This window comes from Paracoccus sp. J39, from assembly GCF_000518925.1.
Classification (GTDB): Bacteria; Pseudomonadota; Alphaproteobacteria; order Rhodobacterales; family Rhodobacteraceae; genus Paracoccus.
In genome coordinates, this window is sequence record NZ_JAEN01000006.1 from 90,646 (window position 1) to 109,783 (window position 19,138).

Consider the following 19,138-nt stretch of genomic DNA (forward strand, 5'->3'; position numbering starts at 1 on the left):
TCCGTGCGATTATCGCGAGGTGCGGTTCGTTTTTGATTTGTGCCAGAGGCGCAAGCGATCGCACCTTTTGTCCAGTGGCCGCGTCGAGGAGGACGTCGGCCGAAGTCAGAATTCTTGGGAGGGGATATGGCTTATCCAAAGCTTCTCGGCGCGCTTTGCGCCACGACGATGCTGATCGCGCCGGCCTTTGCGCAGGACTGGCCGCAGCGCCAGATCACCATGGTGGTGCCTTTCGCCGCCGGCGGGCCGACCGATACGGTGGCGCGCATGGTGGCCGAGCGCATGTCGGCCGACCTGGGCCAGCAGATCATCGTCGAGAATATCGGCGGCGCCGGCGGCACGCTGGGCGCCGGCAACGTCGCCAAGGCCGATCCGGACGGCTATACGGTGCTGCTGCACCATATCGGCATGGCGACCTCGGCCACGCTTTACCGCAACCTGGCCTATGACACGCTGAACGCCTTCGACTATGTCGGCCTTGTCACCGAGGTGCCGATGGTCGTCGTCGCCCGCAAGGATTTCGAGCCGGACGACTTCACCGCCTTCATCTCTTACGTCAAAGACAATGCCGACAACCTGACGCTGGCCAATGCCGGCATCGGCTCGGCCTCGCATCTGTGCGGCATGATGCTGATGTCGGCGCTGGAGGCGCCGCTGGTGACGGTCCCCTACAAGGGCACCGGCCCGGCGATGACCGACCTGCTGGGCGGGCAGACCGACATCATGTGCGACCAGACCACCAACACCACGCAGCAGATCAAGGGCGGCACGATCAAGGCCTATGCCGTGACCACGCCCGAGCGGCTGGAGCTGTTCCCGGACCTGCCCACGGCGATGGAAAGCGGGCTTGAAGGCTTCGACGTCTCGATCTGGCACGGCATCTATACCCCCAAGGGGACGCCGGCCGAGGTGAACGAGCGGCTGTCGCAATCGCTGCAATCGGCGCTGGCCGACGAGGGGGTCGTGAAGGCCATGGCCGACCTGGGCACGTCGCCCTCGCCGGCCGAGGATGCGACGCCCGCGGCGCTTCAGGCCAAGCTTGAGGCCGAGATCGCCCGCTGGAAGCCGGTGATCGAGGCCGCGGGCGTCTACGCCGACTGAACCGGCGCGCGCCCCGCCGCCCGCGATGCGCGGCGGGGCCTGCTGCAAGCAGGGGGGAAACACATGTCCACGAAACCCAAGGACGGGACCGATATCGCCGCCGGGCTGCTCTTGATGGCGGCGGCGGGGTTCTTCGGCTGGCAGACGACGGGGCTGGAGATCGGCACATCGCTGCGCATGGGACCCGGCTATTTCCCGATGGTGCTGTCGGGGATCCTGTTCCTCTTGGGGCTGATCGTCTTTCTGCGCGCCTTCGGCCGCGAGGATGACGAGCCCTTCGGCAAGGTCGCCTGGCGCGGCATCCTGTTCATCCTGCCGGCGCCGATCTTCTTCGGCCTGACCGTGCGCGGCCTGGGCTTCGTGCCGGCGCTGTTCCTGACCACGCTGATCGCCTCGCAGGCCTCGGTGCGGATGCGGCCGCTGGCGGCGCTGATCCTGGCGGTGGCGGTGACACTCCTGTCCACGCTGATCTTCAGCTACGGGCTCGGCCTGCCGTTCCGGCGCTTCGGCCCCTGGGTCCAGTTCTAGAAAGGGGGCGGCATGGATCTTCTCAGCAATCTCGCGCTCGGCTTCTCGGTCGCCTCGTCGCTGGCGAACCTGGCCTTCTGCCTGATCGGCGTGCTGCTGGGCACGCTGATCGGGGTGCTGCCGGGCATCGGCGCCACGGCGACCATCGCCATGCTTTTGCCGATCACCTTCCAGCTTGAGCCGGTCAGCTCGCTCATCATGCTGGCGGGGATCTATTACGGCGCGCAATACGGCGGCTCGACCACGGCGATCCTGATCAACATGCCGGGCGAAAGCTCGTCCGCCGTGACCGCCATCGACGGCTACCAGATGGCGCGCAAGGGCCGCGCCGGCACGGCGCTGGCCACGGCGGCGCTGGGGTCGTTCTTTGCCGGGACCGTCGCGACCTTCCTGGTCGCGATCTTCGCCCCGCCGCTGACCGCGGTGGCGCTGAAATTCGGCGCGGCCGAGTATTTCAGCCTGATGGTCATGGGCCTGGTCATGTCGGTGGCGCTGGCGCATGGCTCGGTCCTGAAGGCGCTGGCCATGGTGGTGCTGGGTCTGCTTCTGGGCATCGTCGGCACCGACATCTATACCGGCGCGCCGCGCTTCACCCTGGGCATCACGCAATATGCCGACGGGCTGAACTTTGTCGCCGTCGCGGTGGGCGTCTTCGGCATCGCCGAGATCCTGCGCAACCTCGAGGACGAGCATGACCGCGAGGTGATGACCAAGAACATCAGCCGCCTGTTCCCCACCCGCGAGGAGTTCAGGCAGATGATCGGCCCGGTCCTGCGCGGCACCGGTGTCGGCTCGGTCCTGGGCATCCTGCCGGGCGGCGGCGCGATCCTGGCCAGCTTCGCCTCATACACGATCGAGAAGAAGGTCTCGGCCCGCCCCAAGGAGTTCGGCAAGGGCGCGCTGGCCGGCGTCGCCGGCCCGGAAAGCGCCAACAATGCCGGGGCGCAGACCTCGTTCATCCCGCTGCTGACGCTGGGCATTCCGGCGAACCCGGTCATGGCGCTGATGATCGGCGCCATGATCATCCAGGGCATCGTGCCGGGGCCGAACGTGGTCAGCGAACAGCCGGCGCTGTTCTGGGGGATCATCGCCAGCATGTGGATCGGCAACCTGATGCTGGTGATCCTGAACCTGCCGCTGATCGGGCTGTGGGTCAGGCTGCTGACCGTGCCTTATTATGTGCTGTTCCCGATCATCATGGCAATGTGCTCGATCGGGGTCTATTCGGTGGCCTCGAACACCTATGACCTCTATGCCGTCGCCTTCTTCGGGCTTCTGGGCTATGTCATGTCCAAGCTGCGCTGCGAGCCGGCGCCCCTGCTGCTGGGCTTCGTCCTGGGCCCGCTGCTGGAAGAGAACCTGCGCCGGGCGATGATCCTGTCGCGGGGCGATCCCATGACCTTCCTGACCCGTCCGATCAGCGCCACCCTGCTTGGCCTGTCGCTGGTCGTGCTGGTGCTGGTCTTCCTGCCGCAGATCCGCAAGCGCCGGGACGAGGTCTTTACCGAAAGCGATGCGTAAGACATTCAACAGAGAGGAAACCATGACCGCATCCATCACCCGCCGCCTGCTGCTGGGCGCCGCCATGGCGCTTGGCCTCGCAGGTGCCGCCGCCGCCGAATACCCCGAGCGGCCGATCACCCTGGTGATCCCCTTCGCCGCCGGCGGCTCGACCGACGTGGTCGGCCGCATCGTCGCCGACCGCATGAGCCAGGAACTGGGCCAGCAGGTCATCGTGCAGAACGTCGGCGGCGCCGGCGGCAGCCTGGGCGCCGCCCAGGTCGCCAAGGCCGACCCGGACGGCTATACGATCCTGATGGCGACGGTCGCCACCCATGCGCTGAACCCGCTGATCCTGAAGCAGAAACCCTATGACCCGGTCGCGGACTTCGCGCCGGTCTCGCTGCTGGTGCTGGTGCCGAACGTGCTGGCGGTGAACCCCGAACTGCCGGTCAATACCGTGCAGGAGCTGATCGACCTGTCCAAGACCGAGCCGCTGGCCTATGCCTCGTCCGGCAACGGCACGCCGCTGCACCTGTCGGGCGAACTGTTCAAGGCCATGGCCGGGATCGAGCTGACGCATATCCCCTACAAGGGCTCGGGTCCGGCGCTGACCGACGTGCTGGGCAACCAGGTGCCGATCATCTTCGACAACCTGCCCTCGGCCTCCGGCCATATCGCCAGCGGCAAGCTGCGGGCGCTTGGCGTGACCACGGCGGAACGCGCGCCCAGCTTCCCCGACATCCCGGCCATTGCCGAGACCCTGCCGGGATACGAGACCTATACCTGGAACGCGCTTTTCGCCCCTGCCGGCACGCCGCCCGAGGCCATCGAGGCGCTGAACAAGGCCGCGCTGGCCGCCATGGCCGACCCGGCCGTGGCCGAGCGGATGAAGGAGTTTTCCGCCACCATCGTCGCCTCGACGCCCGAGGAACTGGCCGAGCACGTCACGGCCGAGATGGCGAAATGGGAGCCGGTGGTGCGCGATGCCAATGTAACCCTGGACTGACGGACCATCGAAAAGGGGATCAAAAGGCCGGGCCGCGACCCGGCCTTTTTCGCGCGGCCTAGCTGCCCGCTGCGGGTGCGGATTTCCGTACGCCCGCCGCGCCGGCCGCCCGCGTGCCGGCGCCGCCGCCGTTCAGCCGGCGCAGCGACAGGTCCAGCCGCGCCTCGGCCTCGCGGATCTCGCGGCTGGCCTGGCGCAGATAGCCGATATGCTCCTCGGCTGCCCGCCGCGCCGCGCCGGCATCCCGGGCGATGATGGCTTCGGCAATGGCGCGGTGCTGCCGGCGCAGCAGCTCGCGGATGGCCGGCACCGCGAACAGCCGGCTGCGGTTCTGCATCACGTCCGAACGCAGCACCCCCGCCAGCGCCTGCATGATCTGGAGCAGCGTCAGGTTGTGGCTGGCCTCGTAGATCAGCAGATGCAGCTCGGCATCCGCCTCGGCCTCTTCCTCGGCATCGGCGCGGGCATGGGCGTGGTCCATGCGGTCGAGGCAGTCGCGGATGCGCGCCAGCTCCACCTCGGTGGCGCGCCCTGCCGCCAGTGCCGCGGCGGCGCTTTCGACGATGCCGCGGAACTCAAGGTAATCGTCGGCGGTCTCGGCATGGCGGGCCAGCATGGCGATCAGCGGATCGGCGATCGCCACCGCGCCAAGCTGTGCCACCTTGGTGCCACGCCCGCCGGCGCTGGTCAGAAGCCCGCGTTCCTCCAGGATCTTCAGCCCGTCGCGCAGGGTCGAGCGCGAGACGTTCAGCCGCTCGGCCAGCTCGCGCTCGGGCAAGAGCCGCTCCTCGGGACGCAGCGACCCTTCGAGGATCAGCGATTCGATATGCTGGGCCACGGCCTCGGCGGCGCGTTGGGATTTCACGGAAGCGTCGGTCATGGGCGCTCATGCGGTTGTCGGACTTGCGCCATGTAAGCATAGGGCAGGCTGTCGGTCCAGAAAAATACCGATTGACGAATATGGTCTGAAAATTATACCAAGAAGAAGAGGCAGGCCCCGCGCCTGCCGCCTGACCAAGGGAGGAGAGCTTGTCCGGTATCGCCATGCCCCAGCCCGATGCGGGCATCATTGCGCGCGCGCCGCAGATCGTCGCGGCCCTGCGCGAGGTGCTGCCCGCGGATGCCGTGATCTGGGACCCCGAGGAGACGCGCGCCTATGAATGCGACGCGCTGACCGCCTATCGCTGTCCGCCTTTGGCGGTGGTGCTGCCGCGCACGACCGAAGAGGTCGCTGCCGCCATGCGCATCTGCCACGAAATGCGCGTGCCGGTGGTGCCGCGCGGCGCGGGAACCTCGCTGGCCGGGGGGGCGCTGCCCACGGCGGATTCGGTCATCATCGCCACTCTGCGCCTGCGCGAGGTGCTGGAGATCGACACCGCGAACCGCTTCATCCGCGTGCAGACCGGCGTGACCAACCTGTCGGTCAGCGCCGAGCTGGAGCCGCAGGGCTTCTTCTATGCGCCCGACCCGTCCTCGCAGCTGGCCTGCACCATTGCGGGCAATATCGCGATGAACTCGGGCGGGGCGCATTGCCTGAAATACGGCGTCACCACCAACAACCTGATGGGCGCCACGGTGGTGCTGCCGACCGGCGAGGTGGTCGAGCTGGGCGGGCCGGAAATGGGGCCGACGGGCCTGGACCTGATGGGGCTTCTGTGTGGTTCGGAAGGCCAGCTCGGCATCGTGACCGAGGCCACCTTGCGTATCCTGCCGCGGCCCGAGGGCGCGCGCCCGGTGCTGATCGGCTTCGACGGCGCCGAGGTGGCGGGGGAATGCGTGGCGCGGATCATCCGCTCGGGCGTGCTGCCGGTCGCCATCGAATACATGGACGATGTCTGCCTGCGCGCGGTCGAGGCCTTTGCCCATGCCGGCTATCCCGATTGCGCCGCGGTGCTGATCGTCGAGGTCGAGGGCTCGCCCGCCGAGATCGACCACCAGATCGCCCGCATCCGCGAGATCGCGGGTGCCCTGAACCCGGTCGAGTTCCGCGAAAGCCGCAATGCCGACGAGGCCATGGCGATCTGGAAGGGCCGCAAATCGGCCTTTGGCGCCATGGGCCGGCTGGGCGACTATATCTGCCTGGACGGCACCGTGCCGGTCGGGCAGCTGCCCTATACGCTGAAGATGATCGGGGAACTCTCGCGCCAGCACGGGCTGGAGGTCGCGAATGTCTTTCACGCCGGCGATGGCAACATGCACCCGCTGATCCTGTTCAACGCCAACAAGCCCGGCGACCTGGAACGCGCCGAGGCTTTCGGCAACGACATCCTGCGGCTTTGCGTCGATGTCGGCGGCTGCCTGACCGGCGAGCATGGCGTGGGCATCGAAAAGCGCGACCTGATGGGCAAGCAATATGACGACCCCGACCTGGAGATCCAGATGGCGGTCAAGGACGTTTTCGACCCGCGCTGGCTGCTCAATCCGGCCAAGGTCTTCCCGCTGGATGCAAGCCGGCCCTGGCGCGAGGAGGCAGCCACCCGATGATCCCCGAGACCCCCAGCCGCGCGGGGCTGAACCCCGCCAGCGAGGCCGAGCTTGGCGCCCTGATTGCCGAGCGTTTCGCCGCCCGCCAGCCGCTGCGCCTTGCCGGCGGCGGCACGCGGGTCGAAACCGGGCATCTGCCGGGCGACACCCTCTCGACCGCCGCGATCTCGGGCGTCGTGACCTATGAGCCGGGCGAGATGACGCTGATCGCCCGCGCCGGCACGCCCTTGGACCAGATCGAGGCGATGCTGGCCGCCGAGGGCCAGGCGCTGGCCTTCGAGCCCGCCGACATGCGCGGCGTGCTGGGCTGCAATGGCACGCCGACCATCGGCGGCGTGGTCGCGGCCAATGCCAGCGGGCCGCGCCGGATGCTGGCCGGGGCCTGCCGCGACCACCTTCTGGGCCTGCGCTTCGTCGACGGGCAGGGCAGGGTGCTGAAGAACGGCGGCAGGGTGATGAAGAACGTCACCGGCCTCGATCTGGGCAAGCTCTTTTGCGGCGCGCATGGCACGCTGGGCGTGCTGACCGAAGTGGCGCTGAAGACCCTGCCGCATCTGCCCGACCGCTGCACGCTGGGCTTGCACGGCGTCACGGTCGAGGAGGCGGTGGCGATCTTCTCGGCCGCGCTGGCGACCCCTTTCGAGGTCTCGGGCGCGGCCTTCCGCGACGGCACCGCCTGGCTGCGGGTCGAGGGGCTGGGGCCGCAGATGGATTATCGCCGCGACCGGCTGCTGGCGCTGCTGGCACCGCGCGAGACCGAGCTGCTGGATGCCGAGGCCACCCTGGCCCTGTGGCGCGACCTGCGCGATCTGGCGCACTTCGCCGGCTCGGACGCGCCGCTCTGGCGGGTGCTGGTCAAGCCCACCGACGCACCGGCGACAGTGCGGGCCCTGCAGGCGCTTGGCGGCGAGGCGTCGCTGGACTGGGGCGGCGGGCTGGTCTGGTATTGCGGGCCCGGCGGCGCGCAGGCGGTGCGGCAGGTCGCCCCCCATGCCACGCTGGTGCGGCGCGGCGGGCTCACCGGCCCGGCCTTCCCGCCCGAGGCCCCGGCCGTCGCCCGGCTTTCGGCCGGGCTGCGCCAGAGGTTCGACCCCGCCGGCATCCTCAATCCCGGCCTGATGGATCAGTGACATGCAGACCAATTTCACCGCAGAGCAACTGGCCGATCCCGGCACCGCCCGCGCCAACGAGATCCTGCGCAGCTGCGTCCATTGCGGCTTTTGCACCGCGACCTGCCCGACCTACAAGGTGCTGGGCGACGAGCTGGACAGCCCGCGCGGCCGCATCTACCTGATCAAGGACATGCTGGAGAACGGCAAGGTTCCCGACGCCAAGACCGTCGGCCATATCGACCGTTGCCTGTCCTGTCTGTCCTGCATGACCACCTGCCCCTCGGGCGTGCATTACATGCATCTGGTCGATCACGCCCGCGAATATATCGAGAAGACCTATCGCCGTCCCCTGGGCGAGCGGGCGCTGCGCTGGCTTCTGGCGCGCATCCTGCCCTATCCGGGCCGCTTCCGGCTGGCGCTGATGGGCGCGAAGCTCGCGCGGCCGTTTCGCCGGCTGGTGCCGGATGCGCGGCTGCGGGCCATGCTGGACATGGCGCCCCGCGACATCCCGCCGCCCAGCCTGAACGACCGCCCGCAGGTCTTTGCCGCCGAGGGGCCGCGCCGCAAGCGGGTGGCGCTGCTGATCGGCTGCGCGCAAAGGGCGCTGAACACCGACATCAACGACGCCACCATCCGCCTGCTGCGCCGGCACGGCTGCGAGGTGGTGATCCCGCGCGGCCTGGGCTGCTGCGGCGCGCTGACCCATCACATGGGCAAGACCGACGAAAGCCACGCCATGGCCGCCGCCAATATCCGCGCGCTGATGGCCGAGGTGGCGGGCGAGGGGCTGGACGCCGTGGTCATCAACACCTCGGGCTGCGGCACCACGATCAAGGATTACGGGCATATGTTCGCGCATGACCCGCTGGCGGCCGATGCCGCGCAGGTCGCGGCCTTGGCCAGGGACATCACCGAGGTCATGGCCGATCTGGGCCTGCGCGAGCCCGGCCATGCCGAGCCCTTGCGCGTCGGCTATCACGCCGCCTGTTCGCTGCAGCACGGCCAGCAGATCCGCGCGACGCCGAAGGAGCTGCTGGCCGCCGCCGGCTTCACCGTGCTGGAGCCCAGGGACGCGCATATCTGCTGCGGCTCGGCCGGCACCTACAACCTGATGCAACCGGCGATCTCGGCCGAGTTGAAGCGCCGCAAGGTCGAGACGCTGGAGGCGCTGACCCCCCAGGTCATCAGCGCCGGCAATATCGGCTGCATGATGCAGATCGGCTCGGGCACCGGCGTGCCGGTGGTTCATACGGCCGAGCTGCTCGACTGGGCGACCGGCGGGCCCAAGCCGCGGGCGCTGCAGGACCGGGACGGGGGCGCCTAGCGCAGCGCCTCGACCACCGGCGCTTGCAGCAACAGGTCCGACAGGCAGAGCTGCATGGCCTTCTCCGAGCCCGATGGCCCGGAGGGGGGACGAATTGTCCGGCCTCCAAACGGCGCCTGGCAGGTCAAGCAGTGCGAGGGCGAGGATGCCTTGCCGCCGCTCTGGCGAGCCGGTCTCATAGCGCAGCTCGCGGATGGCGACGGTCGTGCCTTCGCTAGCGGATGTCGCGCAGGCGGAGACAGCTGAAGAAGCCGGTCCGAACCGGCTGGCGACGCGGATCAGACCGGTATGGCCCTTACCTCGGCCGGCTGCCGCATATAGGCCGCCGAAAAATATTCCCCGCCGGGGCGACGATCCGCGGCCCGGCGGCGTTGAGCGGCTGACCGCATCACCTGGGAAAGGAAAAGCGATGACCAAGACCATTCTGGGCCTCGGCGGCAGCCTGCGGCGCGCCTCGTTCAATGCCGGCCTGTTGCGCGCCGCGGCCGAGCTTGCGCCCGAGGGGGTGGAGATCCCGATCGGCGCGATCCGCGACGTGCCGCTTTACGACGGCGACCTGGAGGCCGCATCGGGCCTGCCCGGGCCGGTCCGCGCCCTGCAATCGCAGCTTGCGGCGGCGGACGGGCTGTTGCTGGTCACGCCGGAATACAACAACGGCGTGCCGGGCGTGCTCAAGAACGTCATCGACTGGATGTCGCGCGGCGAGGGGCTGGCGATGTTCGTCGGCAAGCCGGTGGCGGTGATCGGCGCCTCGCCGGGCGGCTTCGGCACCATCCTGGCGCAGAACCACTGGCTGCCGGTGCTGCGGACGCTCAAGACCGAGCTGTGGACCGCCGGGCGGCTGATGGTGTCGCGCGCGGAATCGGTCTTCGACGATCAGGGCAACCTGACCGACGACAAGACCCGCGGACAGCTGCGCAAATTCCTTGCAGGCTTCGCGGCGGAACTGTAGGCGGATCAGCCGAGCCTGCCCTCGCGCATCAGCGCGGCACGGCGCGGGAAATATCATTGCTGCACCTTGCGGAACCGCTGCGCGCCCCTGCGCATCAGCTCCGAGCCGAGCTGGATCGGTTCGGGCTGGTCTTGGCCATGGTCTCCTCCTCAGGGGTCTTCGCCGGGCGCGGTGGTGAACAGTTCGGCCCATTCGGGATGGCGAGCATATTGGCCGCGCACATAGCGGCAGAGCGGGATGATGCGGAAACCGTTCTGCCGCGCGTCCTCGAGCATGAACTCCAGCAGGGCACTGGCCACGCCACGGCCGGCCATGGCTTCGGGAACGCCGGTATGGTCGGCGCTGATCACGCCGGGGCCGCGGCGGGTGAAGGTGATCTCTCCCTCGGCAGCGATGCCGGGGAGGCGGGCGACATAGCGGTCGTTCTCTTTGGTCACGGCGATCTTGGTCATCGGGCGCTTCCTCTGCGAAGCCGGCCGCCGGTCCGGGCCGGTCCCGACGAGGATGCCTGCCGCCGCCGGTTCTGTCCAGACGGCGGATTGCGCGATACGGCGTTCGGAAAATCAGAACGGATGATGCCGGGCGGGGTGGGTCCGGAGGGCGACGGCTCTCGGCGGTGGGCTGGCCTTGGGGTGCAGCCTGCTGCGACTGGAGGGCGAGGGGGTATTTGCAGACAAATGCGTCTTATTTTCGATCAGATTCGCGGGCGAAGGTCTCATGTTGTTTTTCGATCATCTTCCGAAGGCGGTATAATATGGGCCAAGAGCGCGGAGAATGCCGCGAGAGCAGTTAAAAACCTTACAACCAAACAGACATAAAGACATGAGCAGGTCCCGAGCCAAAGCTTCCGCCAAGGGTTTGCCCAAAGGAAGGCATTTGCCCGGGGATTTTCCCGCAACATATTGGTGTATAAGAAATATATTCGGATATATGCATATTGTCGCAAGCGAGGCGTTAAAGACAAATTGGATATAATCGCCAACCTGCGTTCAAATACCGCATCCCATGCAATATTTTTCTGTTGACGCTAATGGTGCGCGTTAATAGGTATTAACAACTGCAGGTTTAGTGCAATAAGCACGTGATGCCCAAGATTGTGCGGCCTGTTTTCAGGAATATTTCTATCCGGACGGATAATTGCCATGATTGGAACAAAGATGCGCGCGGCTCTTGCGGGATGCATGGTGCTGGTGCCCTTGGGGGCCTGGGCGCAGACCGCCACGGACAGTTTCGACGTCCGCATCACCATTACCGAGGAATGCCAGGTCATCTCGACCGAGACGCTGGATTTCGGCAATGCGGGCGTGCTGACCGGCAATGTCGACGCCACCGCCTCACTGCAGGTCGCCTGCACCAGCTCGACGCCTTATGACATCGGCCTGGGCGCAGGCGAGGGGGCGGGTGCGACCACCACCACCCGGCAGATGAGCTCGGCCAGCCTGGACACGATCAGCTATCAGCTGTTCCGCGACAGCGGCCGCACCGCCAACTGGGGCGACACGGTGGGCACCGATACCCAGGCCGGGACCGGAACCGGCGCGGCGCAAAGCTTCACCATCTATGGCCGGGTCATCCCCCAGACCACGCCCGCGCCGGGCAGCTATAGCGACAATGTGACGGTGACGGTCACCTATTGAACGGAATGCCGAACATGCTCGACCTGCTTCGTCGCGGCCTTCTGGCCGCCTCGCTGGCGCTTGCGCCCTGCCTTGCCGCCGCCGAGGGGCTGCGGGTGTCCCCCGTGATGCTCGAGGTGCCCGCGCCCGGGGCGGCGACCACGCTGACCCTGCGCAACGAGGGGCGCGAGACGATCACCGTCCAGGCCCGGGCCTTCCGCTGGACGCAATCCGGCGGGCAGGAGCAGCTGCGCCGCGGCGGCGAGGTGGTGGTCAGCCCGCCCGCGACCCGGCTGCCGCCCGGCGCCACCCAGACCATCCGCGTGGTGCGCACCGCAAAATCCCCGGTCAAGGGCGAGGAAGCCTGGCGCATCATCATCAACGAGGTGCCCGACCAGAGCCGCCGCCGCAGCGGCGCGGTCGCCTTCGCCACCGAGCTGCGCATCCCCGTCTTCTTCACCGGCCGCGGGGCCCGCAGCCCCGAGGTCGCCTGGTCGCTGCGCAATTCCGGCGGCGCTACCTTCCTTGTGGCGCAGAACCGCGGCGACACCCGGCTGCGGCTGGCCGATCTGCGCCTGACCGGCGCCAGCGGCGCCTCGGTCTCGCGTCCGGGTCTGGTGGGCTATGTGCTGGGCGGTTCGACCATGCAATGGCCGGTGGCGCAGGCCGGCCGGCTGGGCGGCGGCGCCCGGCTGAGGGCGGCGACCAATCTCGGGGCGCTGGATGCCCGGGTCCCGGCGCGGTAGCCCCGGCAGGGGACACCCGCTGACCCGCAGACTTCTTGTCCTTGCGCTTTGCGCCCTGCTGGCCGGTCCGCTTTCCGCGCAGCAGACGGAGGAAACCGGGCGCGACCTTTATCTGGAGGTCTTCGTCAACGGCCGGCCGATGAACCTGATCACCCGGTTCACCGACCTGGGCGGCGGGGCGCTGTCGGCCGATGCCGACGAGCTGCGCAACAGCGGCGTCCTGCCCGATGCCGCGGCCGTGCGGGGCGAGGTGCGGCTGGACCAGATCCCCGGCCTTGGCTGGCGGCTGGTCGAGCCGGAGCAGACCATCCGCTTCGTCGTTCCCGACGCTCTGCTGGCCCCGCATGTGCTGAGCGCCGCCCCCGATGCCGCGCCGGAAGAAGAGAAAGAGGCCGCGGCCCCGCCGGTCGATCACGGCTACGGGCTGGTGCTGAACTACGGGCTGAACCTCGACGCCTGGCGGGGCGCGCAGGGCCTGGCGGATCGCAGCGTCTCGGGCGGTTTCGACGCGCGGCTGTTCATGCCGCTGGGCGTGCTGACCCACGGTTTCGCCATGGCCGAGGACGAGGCGGGCACGCTGCGCCACCGCCGGCTCGACAGTTACTGGCGCAGCTCCTTTCCCGGTCGTGCGGTGCAGGTGCAGCTGGGCGACATCGCCACGCGCGGTCCCGGCTGGTCCCGGCCGGTGCGGCTGGGCGGGCTGATGGTCGAGCGCAATTTCGGCCTGCGCCCCGATCTGGTCACCCTGCCGCTGCCGGGATTCGAGGGCAGCGCGGCCTTGCCCTCGACGGTCGAGGTCTTTGCCGATTCCATCCGCGCCTATGCCGCCGAGGTTCCGGCCGGCCCGTTCCGCATCGACGACCTGCCGCTGGCCGGCGGCGCGGGCATGGCGCGGGTCGTGGTGCGCGATGTCACCGGGCGCGAGACGCAGATCGACCTGCCCTTCCTGGTCTCGGACGAGCTGCTGCGCCGGGGCATGGCCGATTTCGCGCTGGCCGCGGGCCGGCCGCGGCTGGGCATCGGCACCGGCACCGACCGCTATGCCGAGGGTGTCTTCGGGGCGGCGACGCTGCGCTACGGCCTGACCGACGGACTGACGCTGATGGCCCATGCCGAGGGCGGCGGCGGGCTGGCCATGGGCGGCCTCGGCGCGACCTTCCGCATCGCGCATCTGGGCACCGCCAGCCTGAGCCTGGCGCATAGCCGCTCGGACCGGGGGCAGGGCAGCCTGCTGGACCTTTCGACCCGGCTGAGCTTTGGCCGGACGCAGGTCTCGGGGCGGGTCATGCGGACCAGCGGCGGCTTTGCTGATATCGCCGCGCTGACCGCCGATCCCGACCTGATCGAGCCGGGGCTGGCCGGGTTTCCCCGGCGATTGGCGCAGCTGGCCTTTTCCATGCCCCTGGGGCGGGAACGGGGCAGCGCGGCCAGCCTGTTCCTGTCCGACCTGCGCCATGCGGACGGGCCGGACGAGACCAGCATCGGCGCCTCCTACAACCGGCAGGTCTGGGGCGATGCCAGCCTGACCCTGACCGCGCTGGCGCAGCGCGGCGCGCAGGACGACCGGGTGATCGGCGCGCAGCTGCATGTGCCGCTGGGCGCGCGCCGCGATATCGGGACGATGATCGAGCATCGCCGCGAAGGCTGGCGGCAATACGCCACCGCCAGCGGCCGCAGCGAGAGCCGGGTGCCGGGATGGAGCTGGCGCCTGCAGGCCGACCGGGGCGAGCGCCTTGCCCTGCAGGGCAGCGCCGCGCGCGAAGGCCGGCTGGGCCGCGCGGAAGTCGGCGCCCGCGTGTCGCAGCATGGCCGCGGGCTGGGGCTGCGGCTGGACGGCTCGGTCGTGGTGGCGGGCGGCGGGGTGTTTCTGTCGCGGCGCATCGACGACGCCTTCGCGGTGGTCGATGCCGGCGCGCCGGGCGTCGAGGTCAGCGCCGAGAATCGCCCCGTGGGCCGGACCGGCCGCTCGGGCAAGATCCTGGTGCCGGACCTGCGCGCCTATGAGGCGAACAGCGTCACGATCGACCCGGCCGCCCTGCCGCTGGATGCGGCGGTGGGGGTGACGAAGCAGACGGTGCGTCCCGCCCATCGCGCCGGGGCCCGGGTGGATTTCGGTGTCGAGGCCAGCGCGCGCGAGGCGCTGATCGCTCTGGTCGGCGGTGACGGCCGCCCGCTGGAGGTGGGCGGCCGCGTGGTGCTGAACGGCGCGGATGACGGCGAATTGCTGGTCGGCTTCGACGGCGAGGTCTTTGCGCTGGGACTGCGCGACCGCAACGAGATCCGGATTTCCTATCCCGACGGCCGCAGCTGCGCCGCACAGTTCGACTATGCCGACCAGCCCGGAACCCTGACCGAAATCCGAGGAGTGCCCTGCCTGTGACCCCGCCGCGACTGGCGCCGATGCTGCGCCCGATGCTGTTCGCCCTGCTGCTTCTGCTGGCCTCGGCCGGTCTGGTCCGGGCGCAGAGCTGCAGCTTTTCCGCCACCGATGTCGTGCTGGGTCCGGTCGACGTGCTTGGCGGCGGCCCGACCGATGCGACGGGCAATATCGCCATCAACTGCTCGGCCTTCCTGGGACTCTTGTCCTCGATCGACATGCGCATCCATCTGGGCGAGGGGCTGGGCGGGCTTGGCGGCGGGATGCGGCGCATGACCAGCGCCACCACCTCGACCGGGCTGGGCTACCAGCTGTATCAGGATGCGGCCCGCAGCGTGGTCTTTGGCGGCAGTTACGGCAGCCATGGCGGGCAGCCGCTGCGGCTGACGGGCGCCAGCGTGCTGACGCTGCTGACCGGATCGGGCATGAACGTGCCGGTCCATGCCCGCGTGCCGGGCGGGCAGGGCGGGGTGATGCCGGGCAGCTATGCCTCGGCTTTCTCCCGCAACCCGCTGGACGTGCGGGTGGATTACCGGACCTGCAACATCATCCTGCTTTGCACCGACCGGACGGCGACCTTCAGCTTTACCGTGCGGGCGCAGGTGGTGCCGGACTGCCGGGTCGAGGCGGATGATCTGGATTTCGGCTCGGCCGGGCTGCTGGACCAGCCGGTCGACGCCACCAGCCAGATCCGCGTCACCTGCACAGCCGGGTCGAGCTATCAGCTGGGGCTGGGCTACGGGCTGCAGGGCAATGGCGTGAACGACCGGCAGATGCGCGATCTGGCGGGGAACCGGATCGGCTATCAGCTTTATCGCGACCCCGGCCGGACGCTGGGCTGGGGCCAGCTGGCGGACGGGCTGGCGATGACCGCGGCGGGTTCGGGGGCGGCGCAGGGCTTCACGGTTTTCGGCCGGGTCCCGGCCCAGCCCACGCCGCCGCCCGGCAGCTATTCCGACACGGTGGTGGTGACGGTGACCTATTGAACCGCGCCCGCCGCGCCACGGAGGGCGGGCCGGTCAGCGGTTGCGGCTGTCCACCGGGTAGGCGGTGGTGTAGCGGATGCGCTCCATCGAGAAATGCGAGGTCACGTTCTTGATCGGCACCGCGTCGGTCAGCCGCTTGTAGAACAGGTCGAAGGCCTCCATGCTGGGCACCGCGACGCGCAGCAGGTAGTCCATCTGCCCGGCCATGCGATAGGCCTCCATGATCTCGGGCAGGCCCTCGACGGCGCGGGTGAATTCCTCGCGCCATTCCACGGAATGGTTGGGCGCCTCGATCTCGACGAAGACGATGATGCCGAAGCCCAGCTTGTCCGGGTCGGCCAGCGCCACGCGGCCGGTCAGCACGCCGCTGGCCTCCAGCTTCTGGATGCGCTTCCAGCACGGGGTCTGCGACAGGCCGACCTTGTCGGCGATCTGCGCGATGGGCAGGGTCGCATCCTGCATCAGTTCGGCCACGATCTTGCGGTCGATCAGGTCCAGGTCAGCCATGTTTCCTTCCCTTGTGCAGCCGGCAGAGAGTTCATGCGTTCCTTATGCCGAAGATAAACGATATTGTCTATGTGTTAGATCGTGTATACTGTTGACTTGCGACAGGCAGGCTTTGGCGATTCTTCGACAGGAGGGCCCCGCATGACCATGATCCAGTTTTCCGGCGCCGGGCTGCTGGCCCCGCGGAAGGAAGGCGACCAGCTGTTCGAGGTGCGGCTGATCGACCGCCGCACCGGAGAGGTGCCCCGGGTGAACGGCAAGCCGCTGAGTTTCCTGACCCATGCGCCGCGGCATGCGGCCGCCGAATTGCTGCGCGGCCGCGACCGGACGCTGTGGCGGACCCATGTCGAGCCGGTCGAGCCCCCGCGGCGCGACGGCAGAGGGCCGGGCGATGGCAGGCCCGGCTGAGCGCATCCTCGACCGGGTTTTCCTGCTGACCACCAGCAGGCGGCGGCATCCCGCGCCGGTCGGCGGCGAGTGGTCGGTGCGCGAGGCCGGGCCGCGCTGGTTTGCGCTCTGGTCCGGCGATGCGGCGCGCCTGCGCCGGCTGCGGGTGCTGCTGCTTCCGGCGGATTGGTTGGGGCTGACCGCCGAACAGGACCTGGCGCTGCTGCAGGCCCAGCTGGGGCAGGGTCCATGGCCGGGACAATCGGGCCGGGCGCTGCGCGAGGCGCGTCTGGCCTTGCGCAGGGCGCTTTCACGCGGGGTCTGACCGCCGGGCGGGCGCCGCCGCGGGCAGGCTTTCGGCCAGCCGGGCCGCGACGGCCTCGGCATGGGCGGTGACTTCGGGGATGCCCATCAGCTCGCCGACATGGCTGCGCGCCAGCGGTCCGGCGACCAGCAGGCCGGGCACCGGCCGGCCGTCGCCGCCGACGGCCCGGCAATGATCGGTTACCTCCAGCCCCAGACCCAGCGGGTCGGGGCGGATCAGCCCGGCCCGGGCCATGGCGTCGAGCAGGGCCGAGCTTTGCAGGATGTCGCCATGCGCCGGGCCGGTGGTCAGGATCACCGCGTCGAAAAGCTCGCTCTGCGGCGCGACGCGGCGGGCGTGCCAGTCCACCTCGATGCCGCCCGGCGCCTCATGCGCGGCTAGCAGCCGCCCGGCGACGATCCGCAGCCGGTCCTGGGCGACCAGCCGGTCCAGCACCTCCTCGACCTGGGGCGCGATGCGGAAGCGGTGAACGTCCCACCAGACGCGCAGCCAGCGCAGCAGCTTGCCGCGCTCGGCCTGGGGCAGGGCGGCCCAGATCGCTTGGCCGTCGCGGCGCACCTGGTCCAGCGCCGCCTGCCAGGGCAGGCCGGCATCGCTGTCGCGCCGCACCGCCTCGCGGATGCGGCGCAGCAGCTCCAGCGCGCTGCGCGCCGGCTTTTCGGCGAAATCCACCGTCGATTCCGGATAGTCGAAGGCATGCCCGCGCGAGCGCAGGCCGCGCCGCGACAGCGCCAGGATGCGGCCGGCAAAGCCCTGCCGGTCGAGGCTGGCGATCACGTCGGCCGAGGTCAGCCCGGTGCCGACCACCAGCACCCGGCGCGCCGATTGCGCCACCGCTGCCAGCTGCCGGCCTTGTCCCGAGGGATCGGCGATCAGCCGCGGCGAATCGCGCAGCGCGGCAAGGGCGCGGGGAATGCCGGGCGGCGGATGGCTGGTCGCGATGACCACGCGGTCGGCGGCCAGCTCGCTGCCATCGTCCAGCCGGATGCGGAACCCCGCCTTGCGGACGACCTCGATGGCGCGGGCGCGCAGATGGCGGATGCGCCCGGTCGCCAGATAGGGCTGCAGGTTGGCGTTCACGTAATCGGCCACCAGCCGGCGCTGCGGGAACAGCGCCCCGTTCGCGGCCCGGCTGCCCGGGGAAAGCCCGGCGCCGCTGGTCTCGATCCAGTGCTGGAGGCCGCCCTCCTCGGCGCAGTCCATGGTCATGCGCGCGGCGGGGACATTGATGCGATGGCTGGGATCGGCGGTCGAATAGGCCAGGCCCTCGCCCAGCCGGGGACGCGGCTCGATCACCAGGATCGCGGCGGGCGCCGACAGGGCGCGCGCCAGATGCCAGGCGACCGTCGCGCCGCTGAAGCCGCCGCCGATGATCGCCACGACCGGCATGGCCGCGGCCGGCTGGTTCGGGCCCAGATCCTTCATGCGACCTCATCCATCATCGGGTCCGGGACGGCCTGGCTTGCGAGAGGCGCGGCGCCTTCGCCGGCCAGCCGCCAGGCGATCAGCTCGGTGATCGCCAGCTGCCGCAGGCCGTGGCGGCTGGCGAAGGCCTGCAGCGCCGGGCCGCGCATCATGCTGCCGTCGTCGTTGACCAGTTCGGCCAGCACGCCGACGCCGGGCAGGCCCGCGCGGTTGGCCAGCTCCCAGGCGGCCTCGGTGTGGCCGGGCCGGGCCAGCACGCCGCCGGGCTGCGCGCGCAGCGGGAACATGTGGCCGGGCCGGCGGAGGGCCGCCGGATCAGGGTGCCCGGCAAGCGTGCGCAGGGTCAGAAGCCGGTCCTGGGCCGAGACGCCGGTGCCGCAGGCCGCCGCGTCGCAGCTGACGGTATAGGCGGTGCCGTTCGGGTCCTGGTTGCCCTGCACCATCGGCGGCAGGTCGAAGCCGGCGCAGCGTGCCGGGTCCATGGCCGCGCAGAGGATGCCGGTGGTGTGGCGCACCATGAAGGCCACCTCGGCCCGCCCCATGGCCGCGGCGGCGCCGATCAGGTCGCCCTCGTTCTCGCGGTCCTCGTCATCGGTGACGATGACCAGCCGCCCGGCGGCGATATCGGCGATAGCGGCCCGTACATGCGCGTCAAGCCGTTCCGGGGTTTTCACGGTCATGGAGACCTCCTGCCTTCGGTTTCGCCAAGGTCCAGCCGCCTTGGCGCATTGTCGTGGAAAAACCCTGCCTGCATGGCGC

Annotated in this window: 19 protein-coding genes; 14 read left to right on the forward strand and 5 right to left on the reverse strand. The window is 69.6% G+C overall.

Annotated elements, in window-relative coordinates:
• Positions 1-126 precede the first annotated feature (126 nt).
• The 4 genes from L632_RS0107815 to L632_RS0107830 all read left to right on the forward strand — a co-directional run bounded on the left by L632_RS0107815 (position 127) and on the right by L632_RS0107830 (position 4,138).
• Positions 127-1,101 (forward strand): tripartite tricarboxylate transporter substrate-binding protein, encoded by a 975-nt coding sequence (locus L632_RS0107815; RefSeq protein ID WP_028713011.1) that lies wholly within the window; start codon positions 127-129, stop codon positions 1,099-1,101.
• A gap of 63 nt (positions 1,102-1,164) precedes the next feature.
• Entirely contained in the window at positions 1,165-1,629 is a 465-nt protein-coding gene (locus tag L632_RS0107820; RefSeq protein ID WP_028713010.1) for a tripartite tricarboxylate transporter TctB family protein, read from the forward strand.
• 12 nt (positions 1,630-1,641) lie between these two features.
• Positions 1,642-3,150, forward strand: a complete 1,509-nt coding sequence (locus tag L632_RS0107825; RefSeq protein ID WP_028716596.1) for a tripartite tricarboxylate transporter permease — start codon at positions 1,642-1,644, stop codon at positions 3,148-3,150.
• A gap of 22 nt (positions 3,151-3,172) precedes the next feature.
• Entirely contained in the window at positions 3,173-4,138 is a 966-nt protein-coding gene (locus L632_RS0107830) for a tripartite tricarboxylate transporter substrate binding protein (protein ID WP_028713008.1), read from the forward strand.
• Positions 4,139-4,196: 58 nt separating this feature from the next.
• Here L632_RS0107830 and L632_RS0107835 read toward each other — a convergent pair whose 3' ends face one another.
• Positions 4,197-5,018: a FadR/GntR family transcriptional regulator gene (locus tag L632_RS0107835; RefSeq protein ID WP_028713007.1), complete on the reverse strand. Its 822-nt coding sequence runs from the start codon at positions 5,016-5,018 to the stop codon at positions 4,197-4,199.
• A 164-nt stretch (positions 5,019-5,182) separates the two neighbouring features.
• On the opposite strand from L632_RS0107835, the gene L632_RS0107840 reads away from it, so the two are divergent.
• From L632_RS0107840 to L632_RS0107855, 4 genes are all read left to right on the forward strand, one after another.
• On the forward strand, positions 5,183-6,622 hold the full coding sequence (locus L632_RS0107840) for an FAD-linked oxidase C-terminal domain-containing protein (RefSeq protein ID WP_371255970.1): 1,440 nt from the start codon (positions 5,183-5,185) through the stop codon (positions 6,620-6,622).
• Entirely contained in the window at positions 6,619-7,752 is a 1,134-nt protein-coding gene (locus L632_RS0107845; protein ID WP_028713005.1) for an FAD-binding protein, read from the forward strand. Before L632_RS0107840 ends, L632_RS0107845 begins: the two co-directional genes overlap by 4 nt.
• A 1-nt stretch (position 7,753) precedes the next feature.
• Complete coding sequence (gene glcF, locus L632_RS0107850) at positions 7,754-9,058, forward strand: glycolate oxidase subunit GlcF (protein WP_028713004.1); 1,305 nt, start codon at positions 7,754-7,756, stop codon at positions 9,056-9,058.
• A gap of 409 nt (positions 9,059-9,467) precedes the next feature.
• Complete coding sequence (locus tag L632_RS0107855) at positions 9,468-10,010, forward strand: NADPH-dependent FMN reductase (protein WP_028713003.1); 543 nt, start codon at positions 9,468-9,470, stop codon at positions 10,008-10,010.
• Positions 10,011-10,159: 149 nt separating this feature from the next.
• On the opposite strand, the gene L632_RS0107860 is transcribed toward L632_RS0107855, so the two are convergent.
• Positions 10,160-10,462: a GNAT family N-acetyltransferase gene (locus L632_RS0107860; RefSeq protein ID WP_028713002.1), complete on the reverse strand. Its 303-nt coding sequence runs from the start codon at positions 10,460-10,462 to the stop codon at positions 10,160-10,162.
• Between the two features lie 690 nt (positions 10,463-11,152).
• Here L632_RS0107860 and L632_RS0107865 point away from each other — a divergent pair.
• The 4 genes from L632_RS0107865 to L632_RS0107880 are packed head-to-tail and all read left to right on the forward strand — an operon-like array spanning position 11,153 to position 15,735.
• Positions 11,153-11,647: a spore coat U domain-containing protein gene (locus L632_RS0107865; RefSeq protein WP_198019345.1), complete on the forward strand. Its 495-nt coding sequence runs from the start codon at positions 11,153-11,155 to the stop codon at positions 11,645-11,647.
• A 14-nt stretch (positions 11,648-11,661) separates the two neighbouring features.
• Positions 11,662-12,372 carry a molecular chaperone gene (locus L632_RS0107870; RefSeq protein ID WP_036697653.1) on the forward strand — a complete coding sequence of 237 codons (711 nt, stop codon included), beginning with the start codon at positions 11,662-11,664 and terminating at the stop codon, positions 12,370-12,372.
• Positions 12,350-14,752, forward strand: coding sequence for a fimbria/pilus outer membrane usher protein (locus tag L632_RS0107875; protein WP_051416234.1), 2,403 nt, complete (start codon positions 12,350-12,352; stop codon positions 14,750-14,752). The genes L632_RS0107870 and L632_RS0107875 overlap by 23 nt, the downstream gene beginning before the upstream one ends.
• Positions 14,749-15,735, forward strand: a complete 987-nt coding sequence (locus L632_RS0107880; RefSeq protein ID WP_051476394.1) for a spore coat U domain-containing protein — start codon at positions 14,749-14,751, stop codon at positions 15,733-15,735. Before L632_RS0107875 ends, L632_RS0107880 begins: the two co-directional genes overlap by 4 nt.
• A 33-nt stretch (positions 15,736-15,768) precedes the next feature.
• Here L632_RS0107880 and L632_RS0107885 read toward each other — a convergent pair whose 3' ends face one another.
• Positions 15,769-16,242 carry an Lrp/AsnC family transcriptional regulator gene (locus L632_RS0107885; protein WP_028712997.1) on the reverse strand — a complete coding sequence of 158 codons (474 nt, stop codon included), beginning with the start codon at positions 16,240-16,242 and terminating at the stop codon, positions 15,769-15,771.
• Between the two features lie 141 nt (positions 16,243-16,383).
• Here L632_RS0107885 and L632_RS22210 point away from each other — a divergent pair, with 141 nt between their 5' ends.
• On the forward strand, positions 16,384-16,650 hold the full coding sequence (locus L632_RS22210) for a hypothetical protein (protein ID WP_230378813.1): 267 nt from the start codon (positions 16,384-16,386) through the stop codon (positions 16,648-16,650).
• The gene (locus tag L632_RS0107895) at positions 16,634-16,954 is read left to right on the forward strand and encodes a hypothetical protein (RefSeq protein ID WP_028712995.1); all 321 of its coding nucleotides are present in this window, start codon (positions 16,634-16,636) and stop codon (positions 16,952-16,954) included. Before L632_RS22210 ends, L632_RS0107895 begins: the two co-directional genes overlap by 17 nt.
• Here L632_RS0107895 and L632_RS22215 read toward each other — a convergent pair.
• Complete coding sequence (locus L632_RS22215) at positions 16,940-18,379, reverse strand: FAD/NAD(P)-binding protein (protein ID WP_036697617.1); 1,440 nt, start codon at positions 18,377-18,379, stop codon at positions 16,940-16,942. The two genes, L632_RS0107895 and L632_RS22215, sit on opposite strands and share 15 nt — an antisense overlap.
• Entirely contained in the window at positions 18,376-19,059 is a 684-nt protein-coding gene (gene ribB / locus L632_RS22220; RefSeq protein WP_051476395.1) for a 3,4-dihydroxy-2-butanone-4-phosphate synthase, read from the reverse strand. The genes L632_RS22215 and ribB overlap by 4 nt, the downstream gene beginning before the upstream one ends.
• Between the last annotated feature and the right edge of the window lie 79 nt (positions 19,060-19,138).